Below are 22,142 nucleotides of genomic sequence, written 5' to 3'. Positions count from 1 at the left end.
CATGCCGATGCCGCAGCCCGGTGAACGCCCCCAGGTGCGCGCGCTCCGCCGCTGGTACGTCACCGCCTGGGTGGTCCTCGGGCTCGTCCCGCCCGGCATCGCCGTGTGGGACCAGCCCGAGGGGACGCGGTCGGCCACGCTGGCGCTGCTGTCGGTGCTCGCCCTCAGCTACCCCGTCACCGGGACGTTCCCCGGCGACCCCGTCCTCCGCCGGACCGCGTTCCTCGGCGTGCTCGCCGCCGGGATCGGCGCCGTCTCCTACGAGATGGACGGCGCCGCGTCCCTGCTCATCGCGTCGCTCCCGCACTTCTGGATCTTCGCGGGGAGCCCGCTGCGCGCGGTCGTCCTCAGCGGCGCCGCCGCCGCGGCCGCGGTCGCGGGCGACGCCGTCCGGGCGGCCCCCGACGGGCCGCTGCTCACCGGCAACGCGGTCGCCGCGCTCATCGGGTACGCGGCGAGCGTCCTGTTCGGGCTGTGGATGCACCGGGTCGTCGGGCGGCACGACGAGCGCGCCCGCGCCCTCGCCGCCGACCTCGCGGACGCCGAGCGGCGGCTCGCCGAGGCGCAGCGCCGGCAGGGCGCCGCCGACGAGCGGGAACGCCTCGCCCGGGAGATCCACGACACGCTCGCGCAGGGGCTGGCCTCCATCGTGGTGCTGGCGGAGGCCGCGCGCGACGGCCTCGGCACCGACCCCGCCGGGAGCGCCCGGCAGCTCGCCTCCATCGAGCGGACCGCGCGGGAGAACCTCGCCGAGGCGCGCGTCCTCGTCGGGGCCGCGGCGCAGGCCGAGGTGGCCCCCGCGTCCATCGCCCGGACGCTGCGCCGCACCCTCGACCGGTTCGCCGAGGACACCGGGCTCGCCGTCACCGCCGACCTCCCGGACGTCGACTGCGACCAGACGACCCGGATCGCGCTGCTGCGCTGCACCCAGGAGTCGCTCGCCAACGTCCGCAAGCACGCCGCCGCGTCCGCGGTCGGGGTCGTCCTGGAACGGCGCCCGCACGGCGTCGAACTGGAGATCACCGACGACGGGCGCGGGTTCGCGGTCGGCGCGGCCCGGGGGTTCGGCCTGGACGGCATGCGCCGCCGGCTCGCCGAACTCGGCGGCGAGCTGACCGTCACCAGCTCACCCGGCGACGGCACCCGCGTCTTCGCCATGATCCCCCTGAAGGCATGACATGACCGGCACCCTGCGGATCATCGTGGTGGACGACCACACCGTCATGCGCGCGGGCGTCGTCGCGCTGCTGGCCGCCGAACCCACCATCGAGATCGTCGGCGAGGCCGGCGACGGCCGCGAGGCGATCGAGCTGGCCGAGCGGCTGCGGCCCGACGTCGCCCTCCTCGACCTGCGGATGCCCGTGCTGGACGGCGTCGCCGCCACCGCCGGGATCGGCCGGTTCGGCACCCGCGTGCTCGTCCTCACCACCTACGACACCGACACCGAGATCGAACGGGCGATCGAGGCCGGCGCCATCGGCTACCTGCTGAAGGACACCACCCGCGACCAGCTCGTCGACGCCATCCGCGCCGCCGCGCGGGGCGAGACGGTGCTCGCCCCGCGCGTCGCGGAGAAACTGGTCGCCCGGATGCGCCGCCCCGAGCCCGCCGCGCTGACCGCCCGGGAGATCGACGTGCTGCGCGCGGTCGCCGACGGCCTGTCCAACGCCGAGATCGGCAGGCGGCTCGTCATCGCCGAGGCGACGGTCAAGACCCACCTCCTGCGCGTCTTCGCGAAGCTCGACGTCGGCGACCGCACCCGCGCCGTCGTCGTCGCCATGGAACGCGGCCTCCTCGGCGACACGCGCTAGTCATCGCTCGCTAGTCGGCGCCTCGCTAGTCGGCGCTCGCCACCGCGAGGGTGCGCAGGCGGAACGTCGCCAGCAGCGTCGCCGCCGCCGTCACCGCGACCAGCAGCGCGATCGCGACCGGCAGATCGACCGTCGAGGTGACCGGGGACGCCCCGGTCAGCGCGTCCGTGACCGACAGGCACCACTGCTGGATGGACGCCGACTTCGCGCCCGGCGCGAAGCTGCCGAGCAGCGACTCCCAGACCAGCGCGTACAGCAGGCCGATCGTGACGGCGTTGCGGCTGGCGACCGCGAGCGCGACGAACACCGCGCTGTAGGCCACCCCGCCGATCAGCACGCCGACCGCGAACGCCGGCGTCAGCTGCGCCGTCGTCCCGCTGAGCACCAGGCCCGTCAGCAGCGTCGGGACCGTCGCGAACGCCGTTACCAGGACGATCGCCACGACGAGCTTCGTCAGCACGATCACCTCGCGCGGGATCGGCTTGGTCAGCACGTACATGATCTGGCCGTCGTCGATCTCCGGCCCGATCACCCCGGTGCCCGCGATCAGCGCGAGCAGCGGCAGCAGCGTCGCGAGCCCGAACTGCTGCAGCACGCCCGCGGAGACGTCCAGGTCGTTCTGCCCGGTCGCGCGGAGCACGACCGCCAGGATCAGCATCATGAGCGGCAGCCCCAGCAGGAGCAGCGCCCGCTTGCGCCCGAGCATCGCCCGGAACGTGATCATCGCAATGGTCGGGTTCATCGGGCCACCAGGTAGGAGAAGACGCTTTCGAGGGACTCGTCGGCCGGGGAGACCTCCCAGAGCCGCACGTCCGCGTCGCGGGCGACCTGCGGCAGCAGCAGCGTGAAGCGCTGGAAGTCGACCGCCTCCACCCGCAGGCCCTTGTCGGTGAGCTGGACGCTGCGCGCCGAGCCGTCCGCGATGACCGCGGCGGCCAGCCGGCGGTCGTCGGACGAGCGGACGAGGAAGATGTGCGGCCGGTCGGTCATCAGCCGGCGGATCTTGCGGAAGTCGCCGGACGCGGCGTGCCGGCCCGCGACGATCACCTCGATGTGGCTGGCGAGCCGCTCGACCTCCTCCAGGATGTGCGAGGAGAACAGGATCGTGCGGCCCTCGTCGGCCATCCGCTGGATGAGGTCCATCAGCTGGAGGCGCTGCCGCGGGTCCATGCCGTTGAACGGCTCGTCCAGCAGCAGCACGGGCGGGTCGTGCACCAGCGCCGACGCCATCTTGATGCGCTGCTTCATGCCCTTGGAGTAGTTGCCGATCGGGCGCCCGGCCGCGTACTCCATCTCGACGAGGCCGATGGCGCGGCGGGCGGCGGCGTCCGGGTCGGGCAGCTTGTGCAGCTTCGCCATCGCGGTGATGAACTGCTCGCCGGTGAGGAAGTCGTACGCCGACTCGCGCTCGGGGACGAGCCCGAGGCTGCGGTAGGCGGACGGGTTCCGCCAGATCGGCACCCCGTCCAGCGTGACGCTCCCCGACGACGGCGCGAGGAACCCGCCCATCATGTGGATGAGCGTCGACTTGCCGGCGCCGTTCGGGCCGAGCAGCCCGGTCACGCCGGGACCGACCCTCATCGACACGCCGTTGACGGCGACGACGTTCCCGTACCAGCGGGACACGTTCTCCAGGATCAGCTCACTCACGAGAGGCCCGCCTTCCTGAACCGGCGGTACAGGACCGCGATCGAGCCGACGACGATGAGGGCGCACAGGGCGAGCGCGACGACGCCGCCGGTGACGCCTGGCGCGATGCCGGGCGAGGACGACTCCGCGCCGAGCAGCCTCACCTGGACGATGTCCACCAGGTTGAACGGGGTGAGCAGCCCGATCCAGCCCTGCAGGGTGAAGTTCGTCCGCGCCTCGGCGATGCCCTGCACGGCGCCGACGAACGCGGCGCTGATCATGTAGACGGCGATGACCGCGGCGACGCCGAACCCGCGCCGCGGCGTGAACGCCGCGACGACCATCCCGATCGCCGCCAGCACCAGCGCGTACAGCACGCAGCCGACGAGGGCGCCGAGGTAGTTCAGCAGCTGGTCGCCGGAGTCGGGCATCTTGGTGATCAGGCCGCCGACGTACAGGACGGTGACGGGCACCGCCATCAGCGCCAGCAGCGCGGTCGTCAGCGCGGCGCCCTTCGCCAGGACGAAGTCGAGATGGCCGACCGGCCGGGAGAAGTACAGCGGGATGACGTGGAACCGCACCTCGCGGGAGGCCAGCACCGGCGCCTGCGTGGCCAGGAAGATCGCCACGATGACCTGCATGATGTTGGCGTAGGACGCGTAGCGGAACAGCGCGTCCGGCTCCTTGCTGAACGCGAACGCCGCGACCGACCCGGCGGCCGGCAGCAGCATGATCCCCGCCAGCAGGAACGGCATGACCTTGGCCCGCGCGGGCCGGCCGAGCCCGAACGCGGCCCGCAGGTTGTGGACGTACAGCGACCGCAGCACGTACGCGCGGCCGTTGCGGCGGCCCTCGTAGTGGCGGTAGCCGATGTCGTGGATGGTGCTCGTGCTCATCGGGGGGCTCCCTGCTGGACGGGTCCGGCGGGCGGCTGGACGGTTCCGGCGGGGGCGGGCGGCGCGGGCGGCCCGGTCTGGAAGACCTCCTCGATGTGGTGGCGGCGCTGCTCCATCCGGATCAGCCGCAGCCCGAGGTCGGCGACGCCGTCGCGGACCAGGTCGTAGGTCGCCTCGCCGGCGATGTCGACGATGAGGAACCGGCCCTCCGGGTGGACGGACACGCCCTGGTCGTACAGGTGCTGACCGAGCACGTCGCGCCCCTCGTCGACCTCGACGGTCAGCACCCCGCTCGCGGAGGTGTACGCCTCGACGGCCTGGGACCGCAGCAGCTTCCCGCCGTCGATGATGACGACGTGGTCGCAGACCCGCTCCAGCTCGCCCAGCAGGTGCGAGGTGACGAGGACGCTGATCCCGAACTCGGCGCCGATGCGCCGGATCAGGTCGAGCATCTCGTCGCGCCCGGCCGGGTCGAGGCCGTTGGTCGGCTCGTCCAGGAACACGAGCTTCGGGTCGTGGACGAGGGCCTGCGCGAGCTTCACCCGCTGGCGCATCCCGGTGGAGTAGCCGCCGATGGGACGGTACCGCTCCTCGTAGAGGCCGACGTGCCGGAGCGTGTCGGCGGCGCGTTCGCGGGCCGCGGTCGCGGGCAGCCCGCACATCCGGGCCATGTGCACGACGAACTCGGTCGCGGACACGTCCGGCGGCAGGCAGTCGTACTCGGGCATGAACCCGACGCTCTCCCGGATCCGCAGGCCCTCGCGCGCGATGTCGAGCCCCAGCACGGTCGCGGTGCCGGAGGTCGGCGGCAGCAGCCCGAGCAGGATCTTGATGAGCGTCGACTTGCCGGCGCCGTTCGCGCCCACCAGCCCGACGACGCCCGGTTCGACGGCCACGGAGAGGTCGTCCAAGGCGGTCACCCGGGGGAACCTCATCGTCAGGCCCTGGGTGGCAATGATCGGCATGCTTCGAACCTAGCGGCTGTCAAGGTGGGACACGTCACCCTCAAGGGCGATGCAGGGGCAGCCTTTCGTCCGATGCGGCGTCGACCTAAGTCCGCCGCCCGATGGCCGGTCGTCTCCCGTTCCGCAGGACCATGCCCCACAGCGCCTTCTGGACGAGCAGCGTCAGCGACCCCGCGATGATCATTCCGGCGAAGTTGACGGCGAGTTGCAGCAGCGACCCGGTGATCTCGCTGCCGTGCTTGAGCGCCATCGCGACCGCGAGGTTCCCGGCGGCCGGCACGGTGGTGACGGAGATGAAGACGCCGACCAGCGCCGACGACTTGCCCGCGGTGAGCGACAGCACCCCGGCGCCGCCGGCGAGCAGCGCGACGATGAACGACCAGCGGTCCGGGCTGTAGATGAACGCGGTGAGCGGGCGCTCGGCGGGCAGCCGGTCCAGTTCGATCACTCCGATCCACCGGCTGACCAGCGCGCACACATAGGTGATCGCGATCGCGACGCAGAACCCGACGACCAGCGCCCGGACGGCCTGCAGGATGTGCACCGGCTGCCACCGGACGAGCCCGTAGCAGATCGCCGCGACCGCGCCGAACTCCGGCCCGAGGACCATCGCGCCGACCACCAGCACCGGCGAGTCGATCAGCGCGGCGATCCCGGCGAGCTGCGTGGCCAGCGCGAGGAACGCGACGAACGACCAGGTCAGCGCCGTGCCCTCGCTGACCTGCCGGTCCAGCTCCTCCCACACGACGGCGTCGTCGCCGTGCCCGGGCGCCCGCTCCTTGGCGGCCTCGGCGGTCTCCGAGAGGGTCAGGTCGACCTTGTCGAGCGCGATGGAGCCGTCCCGGTCGACGCTCAGGGCGCGCAGTGCGTCCAGCACCTCGTTGGCGGACTCGCGGGCGATGTCGGCGGTCACCAGGTCGCCGCGCGGCGACCGGGCCGCGCCGTCGATCACGACCACGTTGGTGGCCCCGGCGCATGCGTCCAGCGCCCGGCAGACGGCGTCGGTGCGGTCCGCCGGGACGATCGCTCTGAGATGCAGCACGGGCCAATGGTGCCGTAAACGGCGGGCCCGTGTGACCGTGACGCCAGCCCATACGGTTTGATCGGTTATTTGCATTACTTTTGGCGAAAAATAAGGACAGCCAACCCCCAGGGCGGTGACGGCATGGCGCTGCGCGACCGGATGCGGCGTGACCAGAAGCGGCGTGACCGGATGCGGCATGACCCGATGCGGCACGACCCGATGCGGCACGACCCGATGCGGCACGGGCGGAGGAGCGAACCGGGCCGCGGGCTGCTGGTCGCGGGCGCGCTCGCGATCGGCCTCGCGGCGGCGACCGGCTGCGAGGCGACCCTGAGCGCCGGCGACCCGTCCGCCTCCCCCGGCGGCGGCGCGCCCGCCCAGAGCGACGGGCACGCGACCAGCCCGCTCGACAACCCCGACGGCACCAAGCCGGGCCTCGCCGCCATCACCGCCACCGGCGACCGGGCCAAGGCGCGCACGCTCATCGCGAAGGTCGCCACCAAGGGGCGCGGGCCGAAGACCGGCTACGAGCGCGAGAAGTTCGGCTACGCGTGGATGGACAACGCGCCCGGCGTCCCGTTCGCGCGCAACGGCTGCGACACCCGCAACGACCTGCTGAAGCGCGACGGCACCGAGGTCCGCTACCGGTCCGGGTCCGACTGCGTGATCATCTCCCTCACGCTGGCCGACCCGTACTCCGGCAAGACGATCAAGTGGAAGAAGGCGCGCGCGACCGCCGTCCAGATCGACCACGTGATCCCGCTGTCGTACGGCTGGCAGATGGGCGCGTCGCGCTGGTCGAAGGGCAAGCGCGAGTCCCTCGCCAACGACCCGCTGAACCTCGTCCCGGTGGACGGCCCGCTCAACGGCGCCAAGAGCGACTCCGGTCCGGCGTCCTGGCTGCCGCCGAACAAGGCCGTCCGCTGCTCCTACGGCGTCCGCTTCGCCCAGGTGGCGCTGAAGTACGACCTGCCGGTCACCGCCCCCGACAAGGAGGTCATGCTCGGCCTGTGCGGCGGCTGACCGCCGGGCGGCGGCGCGGAGACCGCCGGACGGCCGAATATGCTCGTCCGATGAGCAACGAACCCGACGACAGGCAGGACGGCGAGACCGAGACGAACGGCGCACCGCCCCGCGTCCGCACCGAGCGCGGCGTCGGCGCCCGCGCCACCGGCGCCGAGGTGACCGGGGCGTCCGCGACCGGGCTCACGGTGCGGCTCGGCAACGGGCTCGGCTCGATCGCGATCGGCTCGATGGCGCTCGGCGCGCTCGCGATCGGCGCCGTCGCGATCGGCAAGCTCGTCGTGAAGCGCGCCGTCATCGCCCACCTCGAAGCCGGCACCGTGGAGATCCGTCACCTCAAGGTGGGGCGCCTGGAGATCGACGAGCGCTAGCCCAGGACGGTCTTCACGACGCCGGCGAGGTGCTCGGCGACCGCCTGCGCCTGGTCGTGCGACGCCGCTTCGACCATCACCCGGACCATCGGCTCGGTGCCGCTCGGCCGGATCAGCACGCGGCCGGTCTCGCCGAGGTCCGCCTCGGCGGCCGCGACCGCCTGGGCCAGTTCCGGCGCCGTCTTCGCGCGGGCCTTGTCGACGTCCTTGACGTTGATGAGCACCTGCGGCAGCCGGGTCATCACCTTGGCCAGCTCGTCCAGCGGGCGGCCCCGCCGGGCCATCGCGGCGACCAGGTGCAGGCCCGTCAGGACGCCGTCGCCGGTCGTGGCGTGGTCCAGCATGATGACGTGGCCGGACTGCTCGCCGCCGAAGCCGAAGCCGCCCTCCTTCATCGCCTCCAGCACGTACCGGTCGCCGACCGCGGTCTCCACCACGGTGATCCCGGCCTCGCGCATCGCGAGCTTGAAGCCGAGGTTCGACATCACGGTCGCGACGACGGTGTCGGACGGCAGCGCGCCCGCCTCGCGGAGGTCGAGCGCGAGGATCGCCATGATCTGGTCGCCGTCCACGACCTCGCCGGACGCCGTCACGGCCAGGCAGCGGTCGGCGTCGCCGTCGTTCGCGATGCCGACGTCCGCGCCGTGCTCCCGGACGGCCTTCTGCAGGGCCTCCAGGTGCGTCGAACCGCAGCTCGAATTGATGTTCAGGCCGTCCGGCGCCGTCCCGATCGTGAAGACCTCGGCACCGGCGCGGCGCAGCGCCTCCGGGGCCACGTCGGAGGACGCGCCGTTCGCGCAGTCGACCACGACGCGCAGGCCGTCCAACGACACCGCGACCGTCGAGACCAGGTGCGCGACGTACTGCTCGACGGCGCCGTGCGCCTCCCGGACGCGGCCGACGCCCGCGCCGGTCGGCGGCTCCCACGCCTCGCCGAGCCGCGCCTCGATCCGGTCCTCGATCTCGTCGGGGAGCTTGTAGCCGCTGCGGTCGAAGAACTTGATCCCGTTGTCGGGCGCCGGGTTGTGCGACGCCGACAGCATCACGCCGAGGTCGGCGTCCAGCGCGTGCGTCAGGTACGCCACCGCGGGGGTCGGCAGGACGCCGAGGCGCAGCACGTCCACCCCGGCGCTGGCGAGGCCCGCCACGACGGCCGCCTCCAGGAACTCACCGGAGGCCCGCGGGTCGCGGCCGACCACGGCGAGCGGGCGATGTCCTTTGAACGCGCCCTGCTCGCCCAGCACCCGCGCCGCCGCGACGGACAGGTCCATGGCCAGCGGAGCGGTCAGATCGCGGTTGGCGAGCCCCCGCACGCCGTCGGTCCCGAACAGACGAGCCACAGTTCAACTCCCGATGAGACTGGATGACCCCGGACTGGATGACCCCGGAAAAGCGGACGAGCCGCCGCACCCGCCGCGACCCCCACGCGGACCTGCCGCGTGGGAGCACGGGGTGCGACGGCTCGTACCGTCGATCAACGCTTGCTGTACTGCGGAGCCTTGCGGGCCTTCTTGAGACCGGCCTTCTTGCGCTCCGGCACCCGCGCGTCGCGGGTGAGGAAGCCGGCCTTCTTCAGCGCCGGGCGGTGCTCGATGTTCGCGAACTGCAGCGCGCGGGAGATGCCGAGGCGCAGCGCACCGGCCTGGCCGGTGGTGCCGCCGCCGTTGACGCGCGCGAGCACGTCGAACTGGCCCTCCAGGCCCAGCAGCACGAACGGCTCGTTCACGATCTGCTGGTGCACCTTGTTCGGGAAGTACTGGTCCAGGGTGCGGCCGTTGATCTTCCACTGGCCGCTGCCGGGGACGATGCGGACCCGCGCGATGGCCTGCTTGCGGCGGCCGGTGCCGGCGGCGGGGCCGGTCGCGACCGGCTGGCCGAGGTAGCCCTCGCCGGGCGCCTCGGGGGTCTCGGTGCTGTACTCGGACGGCGCGTCCTCGTACGAGTCGAGCTCGACGCCCTCGGCGCCGGTGGTGTCGTCCACGGTTCTCCTTGGGGTGTTCTAGCCAGGGCGGCTGGCCCGTCCATCGGGTGCCCCGGCGGCCTCATGTGCCTGCGTGCGATGTCTCTGCGCGCGATGTCTCTGCGTGCGCCCGGACGGGCGCGGGTGTCACTTCGCGGGCTGGCTGATCTGGGTGATCTCGAACGGGACCGGCTTCTGCGCCTGGTGCGGGTGGTCCGGCCCGGCGTAGACCTTCACCTTGCCGAACATCTTCCGGCCGAGGGAGTTCTTGGGCAGCATGCCCTTGATCGCCTTCTCGACCGCCCGCTCGGGGTGCTTGGCCAGCAGCTCGGTGTAGGTGACCGAGCGGAGCCCGCCCGGGTAGCCCGAGTGCCGGTAGGCCTTCTTGCGCTCCGCCTTGTTGCCCGACAGCGACACCTTGTCGGCGTTCACGATGACCACGAAGTCACCGGTGTCGAGGTGCGGCGCGTAGATCGGCTTGTGCTTGCCCCGAAGCAGCTGCGCGACCTGACTGGCGAGACGGCCCAGCACGACATCGGTCGCGTCGATGACGTACCACTGACGCTGGACGTCAGCGGGCTTAGGGGTGTACGTGCGCACGGTCGTCAGCCTTCGTTTCTCGTCGACTTTCAGCGGTTTCGATCCTCCGCTCCCCCTCGCGGGCGAGCGCCACATGTCAGCGGAAATCCTGCTCGCGCCGATCAGAGGATCATCCGACCCGGCGCTCCGGGAGGCCGGGGCCCCCACACGTCCGCGGCAGTTGACGCGAACACTCCGAGACGCACCGGCTCGCTGCGGCGTCGCCCCACCCGGAGGGCAGGCGTCACGCACACAACAAATAGGCAGGATACACGAGCGACGGGTAAGCGGCGCAATCCGCAGGACAGAGCGGCCTTCAGGCGGGGACCGTGGGGAACGTCACGGTGACGATAGGTAGCGCTTTTGATCTTTCTTAACGGATCTCCGTAACTCGGGGTGTATATCGGGATAAGGTGCCGGGCAACCGAGTCCACGCCGGCTCGCGCCGGCCCGCACCCGGGAGCCCCCGCTGTCCACTCCCCGCAGACCCGGCGACCCCGCCGGAGGCCACCAGCCCAGGCATGACGGGCAGGGCGGCCGCACGTCCCACTTCCGCGTCTCCCCGCCCCGCGACGAGCTCGTCGCCGGCGGGCGGCGGCGCGGCACGTCCCCCTCCGGGCCCCCGCCGGGCGGCCGCCGGACGGACGGCGCGCGTCCCCAGGGCGGCCAGGGCGGACGCGGACAGGGCCACGGCGGACCGGGCGCGGGCGGACGGGGCCACGGCGGGCGGGGCCGGGGCGGCAAGCGCGGCCGGTCCCGGCTGAGGAGCGCGACCGGGCTGATGGCGGTCGTCACCGCGTCCGGGCTCGCCATCGGCATCGGCGTCGCGATCGACCGGCTCGTCCTGCCCGAGCTGCGCTCGGACCGGACCACCGCGGCCGGCCCGGAGACCCGCGAGCCCACCGAGACCATGCCGGGCCCGCAGAGCGACCTCCCGACGACCGCCGCCGCGTCCGGGAAGCCGAAGAGCGGCGCGACGGGCGCGCCCAGCACCACGCCCACCACGGCGGTCGCGGAGCCGACGCCGCCGCTGAAGCCGATCCACCCGCGCACGACCGCGTCGGCCGAGCCGTCGAGGTCCGCGGCGGCGCCCGAGCCCGACGCGCCGCCGACGCAGGCGTCCGGCGGCGGGGGCGGCTCCACGGGCGGCTCGTCCGGCGGATCGCCCTCCTCGGAGGCCGCCGTCGTGTCGCTGACCAACGCCGAGCGCGCCAAGGAGGGCTGCCGCCCGCTGCGCGTCGACCAGCGGCTCGTCACGGCGGCCCGCAAGCACTCCGCGGACATGGCGGCCAACGGCTACTTCGACCACACCTCGCGCAACGGCGACAGCCCGTGGAAGCGGATGGAGGACGCCGGCTACACGAGCCCCGGCGCGGAGAACATCGCCAAGGGGTACCCGACCGCCGCCGCCGTCGTGAAGGGCTGGATGAACAGCCCCGGCCACCGGGCCAACATCCTGAACTGCGGCCTGCGCGCCATCGGCGTCGGCCGGGCGTCCGGCCCCGGCGGCCCGCTGTGGACGCAGGACTTCGGCTGGAAGTGACCCGCCCGCTCCTCCGGGACGCGACCTTCGGGGAATCACCGGCGTCCGGTTCGCCCCCATGTCATGGTGGGTGTCCGAACGTGAAGACCCCTGAATGAGGAACGGTAAGGTCCAACCCATGGGTTATCCGGGCGATCAAGGCAAACCCGGCGACTGGCCCCCTCGGCAGCCGCCGCACGCGCCGTACGGACCCGGAGCCGGAGCGCCGCCGTACGGCCACGACAACGACGAGGCCCCCTTCGCACCGCGCGAACGGGTGGACGACGACACCGCGGCGTGGAACGACGCGCCGACCGCGTCCTGGGACGAGCGGCCCGCCGCCTCCTGGGACGAGCAGCCCGCCGCGCCGTGGGACGACCGGCCCGTCGCGGGCGGCGCGTTCGGCGCCGACGACTCCTACGGCCCGCCGGAGGGGATGCCGCCGGGGCCGCCCGGCCCGCCCGGTCCGTCCGGCGGCGGGCCGACCCCGCCCGAGCGGCGCCGCAACCTGCCGCTGATCATCGGCGGCTCGGCGGTCGCCGGGATCCTGCTCATCGGCGGCGGCGTCGGGCTCTCCTCGCTGCTGAAGGACGACGACGCCAAGCCGGCGAAGGCGGCCCCGACGCAGCCCGCGCCCACGCAGGCGCAGCCGGAGCCGTCCCCGGCCGAGCCCGTCCTCGCGCCGGTGAAGCTGAAGACCCGCACCACCGACCCGAAGCCGCTGACCCTCAAGGAGGTCTTCGGCAAGGCGAAGTTCACGGCCGGCGACCACAAGTACGTGCGGACGGCCGTGAGCGCGAAGAAGGGCTGCACCGGCGTCGTCGGCGGCGCGACCCTGGAGAAGGCCCTCAAGAAGGGCGACTGCACCCAGGCGCTGCGGGCCACCTACGCGCTCACCAGCGGCTCCCTCATCGGCACCGTCGGCGTGTTCAACCTCGAAAGCGAGTCCGCCGCCAAGGCGGCGGTGAAGGCCGCCGGCAACAAGGACGCCTTCTTGCAGGCCCTGCCCGGCAAGGGCGTGTCCAAGACCAACGGCAAGGGCGAGGCGTTCGGCACCTCGCAGGCCCGCGGCCACTACGTCATCATGACGTGGGTGCAGCGGCCGGACGGCAAGAAGATCGCGAGCAAGTACCATGCGGCCGTCCAGGTCTTCGGCACCCAGATGGTCAAGGGCAGCAACCTCGCCCTCGCCCTGCATTACAGGGAAACCGAAGGCAAGCCCCTCCAAAAGTGACCCCTGCGAATACCCTCACTGCTTATGTCCGGACCTGAAGACACTCGGGAGACCGCCGAGTCGGCGGGGACGTCCGGCGTCCCCGCCGACTCGGCGCCGCCCAGTTTCGGCGGGGGCGACGGCGAGACCGCCACCGGTACCGCCCCGCTCCGGCTGCCCGCGTTCGGCCTGCAGGCACCCTGGTGGGCCGCCGAGTCGGAGGCCGACGCCGAGCCCGAGCCCGCGGCCGCCGACCCCGCAGCCGAGGCCGCCGCCGAGCCCGCTCCCCCCGACCCCGCTCCCCCCGAGGCCGCCCCCGCGGACCTGGCCCCCGCGGACCCGGCCTCCACCGCCGAGCCGGCCCCCGTCGGCATCTCGCCGGGGACGCTCGTCGCCGGCCCGGGAGTCCCGCCGGTCGACTCCCGCGGCGCCGTTCCCGCCGAGCCGCTCGTCAAGCCCCCCGTCTCGACCGACGACACCGACCCCGACGGCTTCCAGGCCGTCCGTCCGGAGGGCGCCGCCCCCGAGGACGACACCCCGAAGGACGACACCCCCGTGGACAACCCCGCCGTGAACGAGGCCGCGGAGGACGGTCCCGCGTCGCTCTCCGCCTTCGAGAAGGCGAAGGAGGCCGAGAGCGCGTCGTCCGCGCAGACGGCCGTGCTGGTGCCCGACGCGATCCTGCCGCGCGGCGTGGTGCCGCCCACCGGCAGCGGACCGTTCCCGCACACCGAGACCGCGGACGGCGCCACGGTCGCCGACGGCCAGATCCCCGTGATCGCGCCGGTCTACCACACCGAGGGCGGCGTCCCGCTCGACACACCGCCGCCGCCCGGCCGGCCGCCCCAGGGCGCGCCCGGCACCGGCGGGGCCGGCGGCGGGAACAAGCGCCGCACCGTGCTGATCGGCGCCGGCGCGGCCGTCGTCCTCGCGGCCGGCATCGCGCTGTTCACCTTGGGCGGGACGGAACCGAGCAGCGAGGACGGCGCCCGCAAGGCGGCTGAGCCGTCCGCGGCCCCGGCGCCGTCGTCGGCGGCCCCGGCGGAGCCGTCCCCCGCGACCGGCCCGGCGAACATCGCCGACGAGAAGACCGACCCGAAGGACCTCACGTTCCGCGACGTGTTCCCGCAGGTGGTCGTCAAGCTGGGCGGGCGGACCTACACCCGCGACCGCTGGTCCCTCAACCGCGACGTCAAGTACGCCGCCCGGGGCGCGATGCTCCGCACCCTGCAGCAGCAGCAGTGCCGCAAGATCGTTCGCGCGACGTTCATCGACCGGGCGAACAAGCTCGCCGTCACCTCCGGGATCGCGGTGATGCCGACGAAGGACGCCGCGCTCGCGGTGAGCAGGGCCGGCGACCCCGGCGCGTACGAGTGGTTCCGCGGCATGGCCGGCAAGCACTCCCCGGACATCGACCGCGCCGGCGGCTACGCGGCGGCGACCGTCCGCGGCCGGTACGTGGCCTACGCCTACGTCCAGTGGGCGAACGGCAAGAAGGCCGAGCCCGGCGACCCGGTGATCAAACAGGCCGCCCAGCAGTTCCTCGACTACGACCTGCGCCCGATCATGGCCCGCGCCCGCGGCTGACCGGCCCTCTCACGGCCGCGCGCCCCCGCCCCGGGGCCCGCGGCCGTGTCGCGTCTAGGCCGTCCCCTGCTCGGACGAGGCGGGCTGCTGCGGCTCGGCGGCGTTGGCGGCGGCGGTCGCGTTGAGCGTCCGGACCCGCCGGGTCTCCTGCGCGCGCCTGGCCAGGCTGTCGTCGCCGGGGTAGCGGATCTCCTCCAGCGACAGCCCGTGCGCGGGCGCCACGTTCACACCGGAGTCGCGGACGCGGGCGGCGAGCACCTCGGCGGGCCACTCCACCTCGCGCCGACCGTCCCCCACCATCAGCAGCGCGCCGACGAGCGCCCGCACCATCGAGTGGCAGAACGCGTCGGCCTCCACGGTCGCGAGCGCCAGATGCGGGTCGCGGTCGTCGCGGACCCACTCGTAGCGCAGCAGCTCCCGGATCGTCGTCGCGCCCTCCCGCTTGCGGCAGTACGCGGCGAAGTCGGCCTCCCCCACCAGCCGCCGCGCGGCGTCGTTCATCCGGGCCAGGTTGAGCGGGCGCGGATGCCACAGCACGTCGTGGCGGCGCAGCGGGTCCACCCCCACGGGGTTGTCGCACACCCGGTACACGTAGCGGCGCGACAGTGCGGAGAACCGGGCGTCGAACCCCTCCGGCGCGATCGACACCCGCCACACCCGCACGTCCGGCGGGAGCAGCCCCGCGAGGCGGCGCGGCATCGTCCCGTTGATCGCCGAGTACGCCGCCACCGGCACCACCAGGTGCGCGACCTGGCCGCTCGCGTGGACGCCCGCGTCGGTGCGGCCGGCGACGGTGAGCATGGGGGGCGGATCGAGCCGCAGCATCCGCGCCAGCGCGTCCTCGATGACGCCCTGCACGGTCCGCTGGTTCGGCTGCCGCGCCCAGCCCGCGAAGTCCGACCCGTCGTAACCGATGTCGAGCCGGAGTCGTACCAGTGCGGTCATGTCAGCCGATTGATCCTTCTGCAACGTGGCTGTTCCGATCCCTTGCGTGTGCGCGCCGCCGCTCCCCTGACCTGACCATGTGTCGAGTCTGGCAAAGAACAGGGCCCACCGCCCGCTGTGGACGGTGGGCCCTGGACGAATGTCGAGCAAACGCTCGGCCAGTTCGCGCGGCGAACTACTCCTTGCCGTCCTCCGCCTTGGCGTCCGCCGCCTCGTCCGCGGCCTTGGCCTCGGGCTCGGCGTCGGTGTCGGCGGCCTTGCTGAGGGTGACCTCGCCCTCGGCGGGCAGCTCCTCCTCGGCGACCTTCGGCGCCGCCTTGCCGGTGGCGGCCGGCATCGGCTCCCGCACCAGTTCGATGACCGCCATGGGCGCGTTGTCGCCCTTGCGGGGACCGATCTTGGTGATGCGGGTGTAGCCGCCGGGCCGGGTCTCGAAGCTCGGCGCGATCTCGGTGAAGAGCGCGTGGACGACGCCCTTGTCGCGGATCGTGCGGGCCACCAGGCGACGGTTGTGCAGGTCGCCCTTCTTGGCCTTGGTGATCAGCTTCTCCGCCAGCGGACGCACCCGCCGGGCCTTGGCCTCGGTGGTGGTGATGCGGCCGTGCTCGAACAGCGCCGTCGCCAGGTTCGCCAGGATCAGCTTCTGGTGCGCGGCGCTCCCGCCGAGGCGGGCGCCCTTGGTGGGCTGAGGCATCGTGCTTCCTTCCTGCACCGGCCGTGTCAGGTACCGGTGTCAGCTGGTTCCGGTACGGCCGGGGAACGCGCCCCCGGCCGTCCGGAATCGGGTTTCTAGTACTGCTCGGTCTCGGCGTAGCTCTGGTCGTCGTCGCCGTAGTTGTCGGCCGCCGCGCTCGGGTCGAACCCGGGCGGGGAGTCCTTCAGCGACAGGCCCATGTCGTTGAGCTTCTGCTTGACCTCTTCGATCGACTTGGCGCCGAAGTTGCGGATGTCGAGCAGGTCCTGCTCGGAGCGGGCCACGAGCTCGCCCACCGAGTGGATGCCCTCGCGCTTCAGGCAGTTGTAGGAGCGGACCGTGAGGTTCAGCTCCTCGATCGGCAGGGCCAGGTCCGCGGCGAGCGCGGCGTCCGTCGGGGACGGGCCCATGTCGATGCCCTCGGCCTCGACGTTGAGCTCCCGGGCCAGGCCGAACAGCTCGACGAGGGTCTTGCCGGCGGAGGCGACCGCGTCGCGCGGCAGCATCGCCTGCTTGGTCTCCACGTCCAGGATGAGGCGGTCGAAGTCGGTGCGCTGCTCGACTCGGGTCGCCTCGACCTTGTAGGTGACCTTCAGCACGGGCGAGTAGATGGAGTCGATCGGGATCCGGCCGATCTCCTGGCCCGGCTGCTTGTTCTGCGCGGCGGAGACGTAGCCGCGGCCGCGCTCGACCGTCAGCTCCATCTCCAGCTTGGCCTTGTTGTTCAGCGTGGCGATGTGCAGGTCCGGGTTGTGGACCTCGACGCCCGCCGGCGGCGCGATGTCGGCCGCGGTCACCTCGCCCGGGCCCTGCTTGCGCAGGTACATGACCACGGGCTCGTCGTGCTCGGAGGAGACGACGAGCTCCTTCAGGTTCAGGATGATGTCGGTGACATCCTCCTTGACCCCGGGGACGGTGGAGAACTCGTGGAGGACGCCCTCGATCCGGATGCTGGTGACGGCCGCACCGGGAATCGAGGAGAGCAGCGTACGACGCAGCGAGTTGCCGATCGTGTAGCCGAAGCCCGGCTCCAGCGGCTCGATGGTGAACCGCGACCGGTACTCGTCGACCTGCTCCTCGGTGAGAGTGGGACGCTGAGCGATGAGCATGGTGGTGCCTTCTTTCCGCGGTGCCCGCTATTTGACGACCGCGTTCTGGAATGTTCCCCGATCCGCCGGGGCCCCGTCCGGGACCCCGGCGGTCGTTGAGCCCTACCCGGTTCCTACTTGGAGTAGAGCTCGACGATCAGCTGCTCCTGGACGGGAGCTTCGATCTGCTGGCGGACGGGCAGCGAGTGCACGAGGATCCGCATCTTCTCGCCGTCGACGCCGAGCCACGCCGGGACGGGGCGCTCGCCGATCTCGGCCTTGGCGACCTGGAACGGCGTCGTCTCCATCGACTTCGGCTTGACGTCGATGATGTCGGCCTCGTTCACGAGGGCCGACGGGATGTTGACCTTCTTGCCGTTGACCCGGATGTGGCCGTGCCGGATGAGCTGGCGGGCCATGTCGCGGGACTTGGCGAAGCCGCCCCGGTAGACGACGTTGTCGAGCCGGCGCTCCAGGAGGGCGAGCAGGTTGTCACCCGTCTTGCCCTGCTGGCGGTTCGCCTCGACGTAGTAGTTGTGGAACTGCCGCTCCAGGACGCCGTAGATGCGCCGCGCCTTCTGCTTCTCGCGAAGCTGCAGCAGGTACTCGGTCTCCTTGGGCCGACCGCGACCGTGCTCACCCGGCGGGTAGGGACGGATCTCGATCGGGCACTTCGGGCCCATGCACTTGCTGCCCTTGAGGAACAGCTTCATCTTCTCGCGGCGGCAGAGCTTGCAGTCCGCACCGGTGTAACGAGCCATTGTTCTAGATCTCCCCTGCCTCAGACCCGGCGACGCTTGGGCGGGCGGCAGCCGTTGTGCGGAACGGGCGTGACGTCCTGGATCGAGCCCACCTCGAGGCCGGTCGCCTGCAGCGAGCGGATGGCGGTCTCGCGGCCCGAGCCCGGGCCCTTCACGAAGACGTCGACCTTGCGCATGCCGTGCTCCATCGCGCGCCGGGCGGCGGCCTCGGCGGCCTGCTGCGCGGCGAACGGGGTGGACTTGCGCGAGCCCTTGAAACCGACGTGGCCCGAGGAGGCCCAGGAGATCACGTTCCCGTTGGGGTCGGTGATCGAGACGATCGTGTTGTTGAACGTGCTCTTGATGTGGGCGTGCCCGTGAGCGACGTTCTTCTTTTCCTTGCGGCGCACCTTCTTGGCGCCGACACGGCTCTTAGGAGGCATGTGCTCTCTCTACTCTTGAGGTCATCGATCCGGAGGACCGACTCCGGACTACTTCTTGCCGGCCTTCTTCTTGCCGGCCACGGTCTTCTTCTTGCCCTTGCGGGTGCGCGCGTTGGTCTGCGTGCGCTGACCGTGGACCGGAAGCCCGCGGCGGTGCCGGATGCCCTGGTAGCACCCGATCTCGATCTTGCGGCGGATGTCCGCCTGGACCTCGCGGCGAAGGTCACCCTCGATCTTGTAGTTCGCCTCGATCCAGTCGCGGAGCTTGATCAGCTCGTCGTCGCCGAGCTGGTGCACCCGCAGATCGCCGCTGACGCCGGTACCCGCCAGGGTCTCCAGCGCCCGCGTCCGGCCGATGCCGAAGATGTAGGTGAGAGCGACCTCCAAGCGCTTTTCGCGCGGGAGGTCGACGCCGAGGAGGCGTGCCATGTGGGCAGTTCCCTTCATAGTGCGGAGGTATGGACGCACCGCGTCCGCACACACCCTGCCCGGGTGGCGGCCTCGGCCTCCGACGGTCCGAGGGTGGTCCTCACACGCCGGTGCCGTACGACCCGATCTTCCGGGGGTCCGGGGGTCGCCCCCCGGGAAGATGCCCGGCTCCCGGGAGGAAGCTCTGCTTCCGACCAGGGTGATCGCTGGTTCGTACGGCCACGTGTATGAAGGCTGCGGTGCGCTTGTCTGGTTGTGGCGTCAGCCCTGACGCTGCTTGTGGCGCGGGTCGGAGCAGATGACCATGACCCGGCCGTGCCGGCGGATGACGCGGCACTTGTTGCAGATCTTCTTGACGCTCGGCTTGACCTTCACTGGGTCTCCTAGAGATAAGGGTCACCCCTGTGCCGCCACACACAGGGAAGGCAACCCCAGTGGGTGTTACTTGTAGCGGTAGACGATCCGACCGCGCGTGAGGTCGTAGGGGCTCAGCTCCACAACGACGCGGTCGTCCGGCAGGATCCGGATGTAGTGCATCCGCATCTTGCCGCTGATGTGGGCGAGCACCTTGTGCCCGTTCTCGAGCTCCACCCGGAACATGGCGTTCGGGAGGGACTCGATGACGGTGCCCTCGATCTCGATGGCCCCTTCTTTCTTGGGCATGTCCTCCGCGCTTCACTGATCGGCTCATTGGACGCGGCCCGGGTCTCCGGTGGAGAATCGACCGCAACCCACCACGACGCGCGAGCGTCGGAAACGGGGAATCAGGCGGCCGGCGACGGACCGACAAAGGAGTCTACGTCAACCGGACGCACAACGCGAAATCGACGCACGCCACGAGTCCGGAGACTGCTCCCGACACAAGCATACATCGCGTGCGCGTTGTACCTTTCAGGAGAGAGACGTCAGAGGAGGATCAGCATGCCGAGCTATGACTTCGCGCTGATCCTCAGCCGTCCCCTGTACGAGGACGAACTGGATCCGCTCTTCGACCGCACCCACGGCGCGGTCACGGTCTCGATCATCAGCGAGCCGCAGCACGCGGAGCGCCCCGGCAACGCGTCCTGCTCGTGGTCCGGCGCCACCCTCGCCGCGTCGATCATGGAGGTGGTCGAGCACGTCGAGCAGAGCGCGCCCGGCCTGCACGTCCTCCAGGTCGAGGCCGATCCGCTGCTGACGATCCGCGACATCGCCGAGCGCGTCGGCCGCTCGCTGGACTCGGTCCGGCACGCGATCACCGGCGCCCGCGGCGCCACCGGCTTCCCTCCCTCGGAGATGTCGACCGCCGGCCACCGCCTGTGGCGCTGGTCCAAGGTCGCCGCCTGGTACGGCCTGGACGACCCGCAGCTCGTCGAGGCGAAGCCCACGGTCCAGGCCATCAACGGCTGGCTGGCCCTCCGCGACGTCGTCCCCGACGTGGCCCCGCCCGCCGAAGAGGTCACCACGGCCCTGTCCCTGGTCATCCCGCACGTCGCCTGAGCGACGGCTCTGCCGGGTCGAAGCCGGCCCGCTACAGGGAGCGGACGCTCGCGATGTTCTCGGGCTCGGCGCCCGCGCGGACCTCTCGGTAGCCCAGGTGGCGGTGGGCCAGCGCGAGGCCGGCGGTGAACAGCTCGGCGCCGAGGCCGCGGCCCCGGTAGTCGGGGGCGAGGTGGCCGCCAATGTCGCGGTGCGGAAGAACAGCCGGGGGGTCAGGATCTCGTGGCGGCCGCCGGAGCAGCCGCGGACGCGTAAGGCGGGCCGCTGCCGCGTCGCCATGGCCGTACCTCCGGTGTGATCTACCGCCGAGCAAGGCAGCGGGTGGAGGCGGGCGGTGGAAGACGCCCGTAATGTCGTTGTTCACGGGGCGGAGTCGACAGTGCGGGCGGACGAGGGCGAAGATCGTCCGGGGGGCGCGGCCCGGGGGTGGTGCGGAGACGGGCCCAGCGATGTCTTCAGGGCAAGGGGAGTGGATCGATGGCGATCATCGCGCAGCTGAGCGATATCCATCTGGCGGCCGGGCGCGACGGCGAGGTGGACGACGGCTCGGGCCCCGTGCGCGCCCTGCGGGCCGCCGTGTCGAGCCTGCTCTCGCTGCCGGCCCGTCCGGACGCGGTGGTCCTCACCGGCGACCTCGCCGACGGCGGGCGGCCCGCCGAGTACGCGCGGCTGCACGCGCTGCTGTCGCCGCTGCCGATGGCCGTCTACCCGATGTGCGGCAACCACGACGACCGCGACGAGATGCGGAAGGCGTTCGCCGACCACCCGGCGGTCGCCGCGACCGGCACCGCCCCGCGGGCGCCCCTGCAGTACGCCGTGGACGTCGCGGGCGTGCGGCTGGTCTGCTGCGACACCACCGTCGACGGCCACTCCCACGGGCACATGAGCGAGGACAGGCTCCGCTGGCTCGACGGAGTGCTGCGGGAGGCGCCCGACACGCCGACGATCGTCGCCACCCACCATCCCGCCTACCCGATCGGGATGCGGTTCATCGACGACCTGCGGTTCGTCGACCCGGCCGGGTTCGCGGCGGTGCTGTCCCGGCACCCGCAGGTGGTGCGGGTGATCTCCGGGCACGTCCACCGGGCGTCGGTCGGGTCGCTCGCGGGACGGGTCAGCACCACCTGCCCGAGCACCTACCGGCAGCTGTTCCTCGACCTCACCAAGCAGGGCCGCGCCGCCGTCACCGGCGAGCCCGCCGGGTTCGCGCTCCACCTCATCGGCGCGGACGGCACCGCCACCACGCACTTCGCCCCGACCGGCAACTACCGGCCGCTGATGGACGTGGAGTGACCGTCAGCCGTGCCCGGAGCGGCCCCCGAAGATCGTGCGCATCAGCAGGATCGCGCCCCACGGGCCCGCCACCCAGATCCACCACGGGTAGACCGCGCCGTAGGTCACCAGCACGATCAGCCAGATGGTGAGGTTGATCGCGCTGACGGTGGCCCACGCGCCCCACATCGCGAGCGCGCCCCGCAGCTCCAGATCGCCGGAGGCGGGCCGCGCCGCGGTGGCGGTGCTCTTGGGCTGGGTGGCCGGGACGGGCAGCTGGTAGAGGTCCTCCTCCGGCAGGTCGGCCGTGACCTCCTGCAGCTCCCCGAAGGTCTTGGACGCGTAGACGCTCTCCAGCCGCTCCTGGAGCTCGTCCATCGTGATCCGGCCGAGGGCGCAGTGCTCCCGCAGGCTCGCGGCCACCCGGTCGCGGTCGGCGTCCGACGCCCGGACGTCAGGGTTCGGCGCCATC

Annotated in this window: 27 protein-coding genes; 9 read left to right on the top strand and 18 right to left on the bottom strand. The window is 72.3% G+C overall.

All coding sequences use genetic code 11. From position 1 onward, the window contains the following. Position 1: 1 nt before the first annotated feature. Positions 2–1,177, top strand: a complete 1,176-nt coding sequence (locus AB0K34_RS06700; RefSeq protein WP_364546165.1) for a sensor histidine kinase — start codon at positions 2–4, stop codon at positions 1,175–1,177. A 1-nt stretch (position 1,178) separates the two neighbouring features. Next, a complete protein-coding gene (locus tag AB0K34_RS06695) occupies positions 1,179–1,811 on the top strand; it encodes a response regulator transcription factor (protein WP_364546162.1) in 633 nt (210 codons plus the stop codon). Positions 1,812–1,836: 25 nt separating this feature from the next. On the opposite strand, the gene AB0K34_RS06690 is transcribed toward AB0K34_RS06695, so the two are convergent. From AB0K34_RS06690 to AB0K34_RS06670, 5 genes are all read right to left on the bottom strand, one after another. Then, a complete protein-coding gene (locus tag AB0K34_RS06690; protein ID WP_138637906.1) occupies positions 1,837–2,553 on the bottom strand; it encodes an ABC transporter permease in 717 nt (238 codons plus the stop codon). Continuing rightward, positions 2,550–3,461 carry an ABC transporter ATP-binding protein gene (locus AB0K34_RS06685; protein WP_364546160.1) on the bottom strand — a complete coding sequence of 304 codons (912 nt, stop codon included), beginning with the start codon at positions 3,459–3,461 and terminating at the stop codon, positions 2,550–2,552. Before AB0K34_RS06685 ends, AB0K34_RS06690 begins: the two co-directional genes overlap by 4 nt. Further along, positions 3,458–4,336: an ABC transporter permease gene (locus AB0K34_RS06680; RefSeq protein ID WP_364546157.1), complete on the bottom strand. Its 879-nt coding sequence runs from the start codon at positions 4,334–4,336 to the stop codon at positions 3,458–3,460. Before AB0K34_RS06680 ends, AB0K34_RS06685 begins: the two co-directional genes overlap by 4 nt. After that, positions 4,333–5,301, bottom strand: coding sequence for an ABC transporter ATP-binding protein (locus tag AB0K34_RS06675; RefSeq protein WP_364546154.1), 969 nt, complete (start codon positions 5,299–5,301; stop codon positions 4,333–4,335). The genes AB0K34_RS06680 and AB0K34_RS06675 overlap by 4 nt, the downstream gene beginning before the upstream one ends. Before the next feature lie 85 nt (positions 5,302–5,386). Then, the gene (locus AB0K34_RS06670) at positions 5,387–6,343 is read right to left on the bottom strand and encodes a DUF389 domain-containing protein (protein ID WP_364546152.1); all 957 of its coding nucleotides are present in this window, start codon (positions 6,341–6,343) and stop codon (positions 5,387–5,389) included. 123 nt (positions 6,344–6,466) lie between these two features. Between AB0K34_RS06670 and AB0K34_RS06665 the strand changes: the two genes are divergently transcribed. Beyond that, positions 6,467–7,348: a DUF1524 domain-containing protein gene (locus AB0K34_RS06665; protein ID WP_364546149.1), complete on the top strand. Its 882-nt coding sequence runs from the start codon at positions 6,467–6,469 to the stop codon at positions 7,346–7,348. A gap of 50 nt (positions 7,349–7,398) precedes the next feature. Further along, positions 7,399–7,719, top strand: a complete 321-nt coding sequence (locus AB0K34_RS06660) for a hypothetical protein (RefSeq protein WP_364546146.1) — start codon at positions 7,399–7,401, stop codon at positions 7,717–7,719. Here AB0K34_RS06660 and glmM read toward each other — a convergent pair. The 3 genes from glmM to rplM all read right to left on the bottom strand — a co-directional run bounded on the left by glmM (position 7,716) and on the right by rplM (position 10,279). Continuing rightward, positions 7,716–9,059, bottom strand: coding sequence for a phosphoglucosamine mutase (gene glmM / locus AB0K34_RS06655; protein WP_364546143.1), 1,344 nt, complete (start codon positions 9,057–9,059; stop codon positions 7,716–7,718). The genes AB0K34_RS06660 and glmM overlap by 4 nt on opposite strands. 134 nt (positions 9,060–9,193) lie before the next feature. After that, entirely contained in the window at positions 9,194–9,700 is a 507-nt protein-coding gene (gene rpsI, locus AB0K34_RS06650) for a 30S ribosomal protein S9 (RefSeq protein ID WP_089324437.1), read from the bottom strand. 126 nt (positions 9,701–9,826) lie between these two features. Next, positions 9,827–10,279 (bottom strand): 50S ribosomal protein L13, encoded by a 453-nt coding sequence (rplM, locus tag AB0K34_RS06645; protein ID WP_301175482.1) that lies wholly within the window; start codon positions 10,277–10,279, stop codon positions 9,827–9,829. A 760-nt stretch (positions 10,280–11,039) separates the two neighbouring features. On the opposite strand from rplM, the gene AB0K34_RS06640 reads away from it, so the two are divergent. The 3 genes from AB0K34_RS06640 to AB0K34_RS06630 all read left to right on the top strand — a co-directional run bounded on the left by AB0K34_RS06640 (position 11,040) and on the right by AB0K34_RS06630 (position 14,580). Further along, on the top strand, positions 11,040–11,801 hold the full coding sequence (locus AB0K34_RS06640) for a CAP domain-containing protein (protein ID WP_364546139.1): 762 nt from the start codon (positions 11,040–11,042) through the stop codon (positions 11,799–11,801). Between the two features lie 118 nt (positions 11,802–11,919). Then, positions 11,920–13,014, top strand: coding sequence for a hypothetical protein (locus tag AB0K34_RS06635; RefSeq protein WP_364546137.1), 1,095 nt, complete (start codon positions 11,920–11,922; stop codon positions 13,012–13,014). A gap of 24 nt (positions 13,015–13,038) precedes the next feature. Continuing rightward, the gene (locus AB0K34_RS06630) at positions 13,039–14,580 is read left to right on the top strand and encodes a hypothetical protein (protein WP_364546134.1); all 1,542 of its coding nucleotides are present in this window, start codon (positions 13,039–13,041) and stop codon (positions 14,578–14,580) included. 54 nt (positions 14,581–14,634) lie between these two features. Here the strand turns inward: AB0K34_RS06630 and truA are convergent, their stop codons facing one another. The 8 genes from truA to infA form a co-directional block, all read right to left on the bottom strand. Further along, positions 14,635–15,525 carry a tRNA pseudouridine(38-40) synthase TruA gene (truA, locus tag AB0K34_RS06625; RefSeq protein ID WP_364546131.1) on the bottom strand — a complete coding sequence of 297 codons (891 nt, stop codon included), beginning with the start codon at positions 15,523–15,525 and terminating at the stop codon, positions 14,635–14,637. A 175-nt stretch (positions 15,526–15,700) separates the two neighbouring features. Next, entirely contained in the window at positions 15,701–16,219 is a 519-nt protein-coding gene (gene rplQ / locus AB0K34_RS06620) for a 50S ribosomal protein L17 (protein ID WP_138636290.1), read from the bottom strand. A 95-nt stretch (positions 16,220–16,314) separates the two neighbouring features. Continuing rightward, on the bottom strand, positions 16,315–17,328 hold the full coding sequence (locus tag AB0K34_RS06615) for a DNA-directed RNA polymerase subunit alpha (RefSeq protein ID WP_131741171.1): 1,014 nt from the start codon (positions 17,326–17,328) through the stop codon (positions 16,315–16,317). A gap of 113 nt (positions 17,329–17,441) precedes the next feature. Next, positions 17,442–18,068 (bottom strand): 30S ribosomal protein S4, encoded by a 627-nt coding sequence (gene rpsD, locus AB0K34_RS06610; RefSeq protein WP_138636291.1) that lies wholly within the window; start codon positions 18,066–18,068, stop codon positions 17,442–17,444. A gap of 20 nt (positions 18,069–18,088) precedes the next feature. Then, a complete protein-coding gene (rpsK, locus tag AB0K34_RS06605; RefSeq protein ID WP_021596710.1) occupies positions 18,089–18,490 on the bottom strand; it encodes a 30S ribosomal protein S11 in 402 nt (133 codons plus the stop codon). A 48-nt stretch (positions 18,491–18,538) separates the two neighbouring features. Further along, positions 18,539–18,919, bottom strand: coding sequence for a 30S ribosomal protein S13 (rpsM, locus tag AB0K34_RS06600; RefSeq protein WP_138636292.1), 381 nt, complete (start codon positions 18,917–18,919; stop codon positions 18,539–18,541). Between the two features lie 261 nt (positions 18,920–19,180). Further along, positions 19,181–19,294: a 50S ribosomal protein L36 gene (gene rpmJ / locus AB0K34_RS06595; RefSeq protein WP_021596712.1), complete on the bottom strand. Its 114-nt coding sequence runs from the start codon at positions 19,292–19,294 to the stop codon at positions 19,181–19,183. A gap of 66 nt (positions 19,295–19,360) precedes the next feature. Then, positions 19,361–19,582 carry a translation initiation factor IF-1 gene (gene infA / locus AB0K34_RS06590; RefSeq protein ID WP_067629441.1) on the bottom strand — a complete coding sequence of 74 codons (222 nt, stop codon included), beginning with the start codon at positions 19,580–19,582 and terminating at the stop codon, positions 19,361–19,363. 258 nt (positions 19,583–19,840) lie between these two features. On the opposite strand from infA, the gene AB0K34_RS06585 reads away from it, so the two are divergent. Beyond that, on the top strand, positions 19,841–20,398 hold the full coding sequence (locus AB0K34_RS06585; protein WP_138636293.1) for a hypothetical protein: 558 nt from the start codon (positions 19,841–19,843) through the stop codon (positions 20,396–20,398). A gap of 31 nt (positions 20,399–20,429) precedes the next feature. Here AB0K34_RS06585 and AB0K34_RS06580 read toward each other — a convergent pair whose 3' ends face one another. Further along, a complete protein-coding gene (locus AB0K34_RS06580; protein ID WP_364546126.1) occupies positions 20,430–20,762 on the bottom strand; it encodes a GNAT family protein in 333 nt (110 codons plus the stop codon). Positions 20,763–20,875: 113 nt separating this feature from the next. Here AB0K34_RS06580 and AB0K34_RS06575 point away from each other — a divergent pair, with 113 nt between their 5' ends. Next, on the top strand, positions 20,876–21,691 hold the full coding sequence (locus AB0K34_RS06575; RefSeq protein WP_364546123.1) for a phosphodiesterase: 816 nt from the start codon (positions 20,876–20,878) through the stop codon (positions 21,689–21,691). Positions 21,692–21,694: 3 nt separating this feature from the next. On the opposite strand, the gene AB0K34_RS06570 is transcribed toward AB0K34_RS06575, so the two are convergent. After that, on the bottom strand, positions 21,695–22,141 hold the full coding sequence (locus tag AB0K34_RS06570; protein WP_138636296.1) for a DUF1707 domain-containing protein: 447 nt from the start codon (positions 22,139–22,141) through the stop codon (positions 21,695–21,697). Between the last annotated feature and the right edge of the window lies 1 nt (position 22,142).

Origin of the sequence: Actinomadura sp. NPDC049382, assembly GCF_040677125.1 — a bacterium.
In the GTDB taxonomy this organism is placed as follows: Bacteria; Actinomycetota; Actinomycetes; order Streptosporangiales; family Streptosporangiaceae; genus Spirillospora; species Spirillospora geliboluensis.
The sequence above is the reverse complement of the archived record's forward strand: the minus strand, read 5'-3'. Positions and strand labels throughout refer to the sequence as shown.

Bases quoted from the DNA above. Each gene is read 5' to 3' on its own strand.
- AB0K34_RS06700 (WP_364546165.1), top strand. From the start codon at position 2: ATGCCGATGCCGCAGCCCGGTGAACGCCCCCAGGTGCGCGCGCTCCGC.
- AB0K34_RS06695 (WP_364546162.1), top strand. From the start codon at position 1,179: ATGACCGGCACCCTGCGGATCATCGTGGTGGACGACCACACCGTCATG.
- AB0K34_RS06690 (WP_138637906.1), bottom strand. From the start codon at position 2,553: ATGAACCCGACCATTGCGATGATCACGTTCCGGGCGATGCTCGGGCGC.
- AB0K34_RS06680 (WP_364546157.1), bottom strand. From the start codon at position 4,336: ATGAGCACGAGCACCATCCACGACATCGGCTACCGCCACTACGAGGGC.
- AB0K34_RS06675 (WP_364546154.1), bottom strand. From the start codon at position 5,301: ATGCCGATCATTGCCACCCAGGGCCTGACGATGAGGTTCCCCCGGGTG.
- AB0K34_RS06665 (WP_364546149.1), top strand. From the start codon at position 6,467: ATGGCGCTGCGCGACCGGATGCGGCGTGACCAGAAGCGGCGTGACCGG.
- AB0K34_RS06660 (WP_364546146.1), top strand. From the start codon at position 7,399: ATGAGCAACGAACCCGACGACAGGCAGGACGGCGAGACCGAGACGAAC.
- AB0K34_RS06640 (WP_364546139.1), top strand. From the start codon at position 11,040: ATGGCGGTCGTCACCGCGTCCGGGCTCGCCATCGGCATCGGCGTCGCG.
- AB0K34_RS06635 (WP_364546137.1), top strand. From the start codon at position 11,920: ATGGGTTATCCGGGCGATCAAGGCAAACCCGGCGACTGGCCCCCTCGG.
- AB0K34_RS06630 (WP_364546134.1), top strand. From the start codon at position 13,039: ATGTCCGGACCTGAAGACACTCGGGAGACCGCCGAGTCGGCGGGGACG.
- truA (WP_364546131.1), bottom strand. From the start codon at position 15,525: ATGACCGCACTGGTACGACTCCGGCTCGACATCGGTTACGACGGGTCG.
- rplQ (WP_138636290.1), bottom strand. From the start codon at position 16,219: ATGCCTCAGCCCACCAAGGGCGCCCGCCTCGGCGGGAGCGCCGCGCAC.
- AB0K34_RS06615 (WP_131741171.1), bottom strand. From the start codon at position 17,328: ATGCTCATCGCTCAGCGTCCCACTCTCACCGAGGAGCAGGTCGACGAG.
- rpsD (WP_138636291.1), bottom strand. From the start codon at position 18,068: ATGGCTCGTTACACCGGTGCGGACTGCAAGCTCTGCCGCCGCGAGAAG.
- rpsK (WP_021596710.1), bottom strand. From the start codon at position 18,490: ATGCCTCCTAAGAGCCGTGTCGGCGCCAAGAAGGTGCGCCGCAAGGAA.
- rpsM (WP_138636292.1), bottom strand. From the start codon at position 18,919: ATGGCACGCCTCCTCGGCGTCGACCTCCCGCGCGAAAAGCGCTTGGAG.
- infA (WP_067629441.1), bottom strand. From the start codon at position 19,582: ATGCCCAAGAAAGAAGGGGCCATCGAGATCGAGGGCACCGTCATCGAG.
- AB0K34_RS06585 (WP_138636293.1), top strand. From the start codon at position 19,841: ATGCCGAGCTATGACTTCGCGCTGATCCTCAGCCGTCCCCTGTACGAG.
- AB0K34_RS06575 (WP_364546123.1), top strand. From the start codon at position 20,876: ATGGCGATCATCGCGCAGCTGAGCGATATCCATCTGGCGGCCGGGCGC.
- AB0K34_RS06570 (WP_138636296.1), bottom strand. From the start codon at position 22,141: ATGGCGCCGAACCCTGACGTCCGGGCGTCGGACGCCGACCGCGACCGG.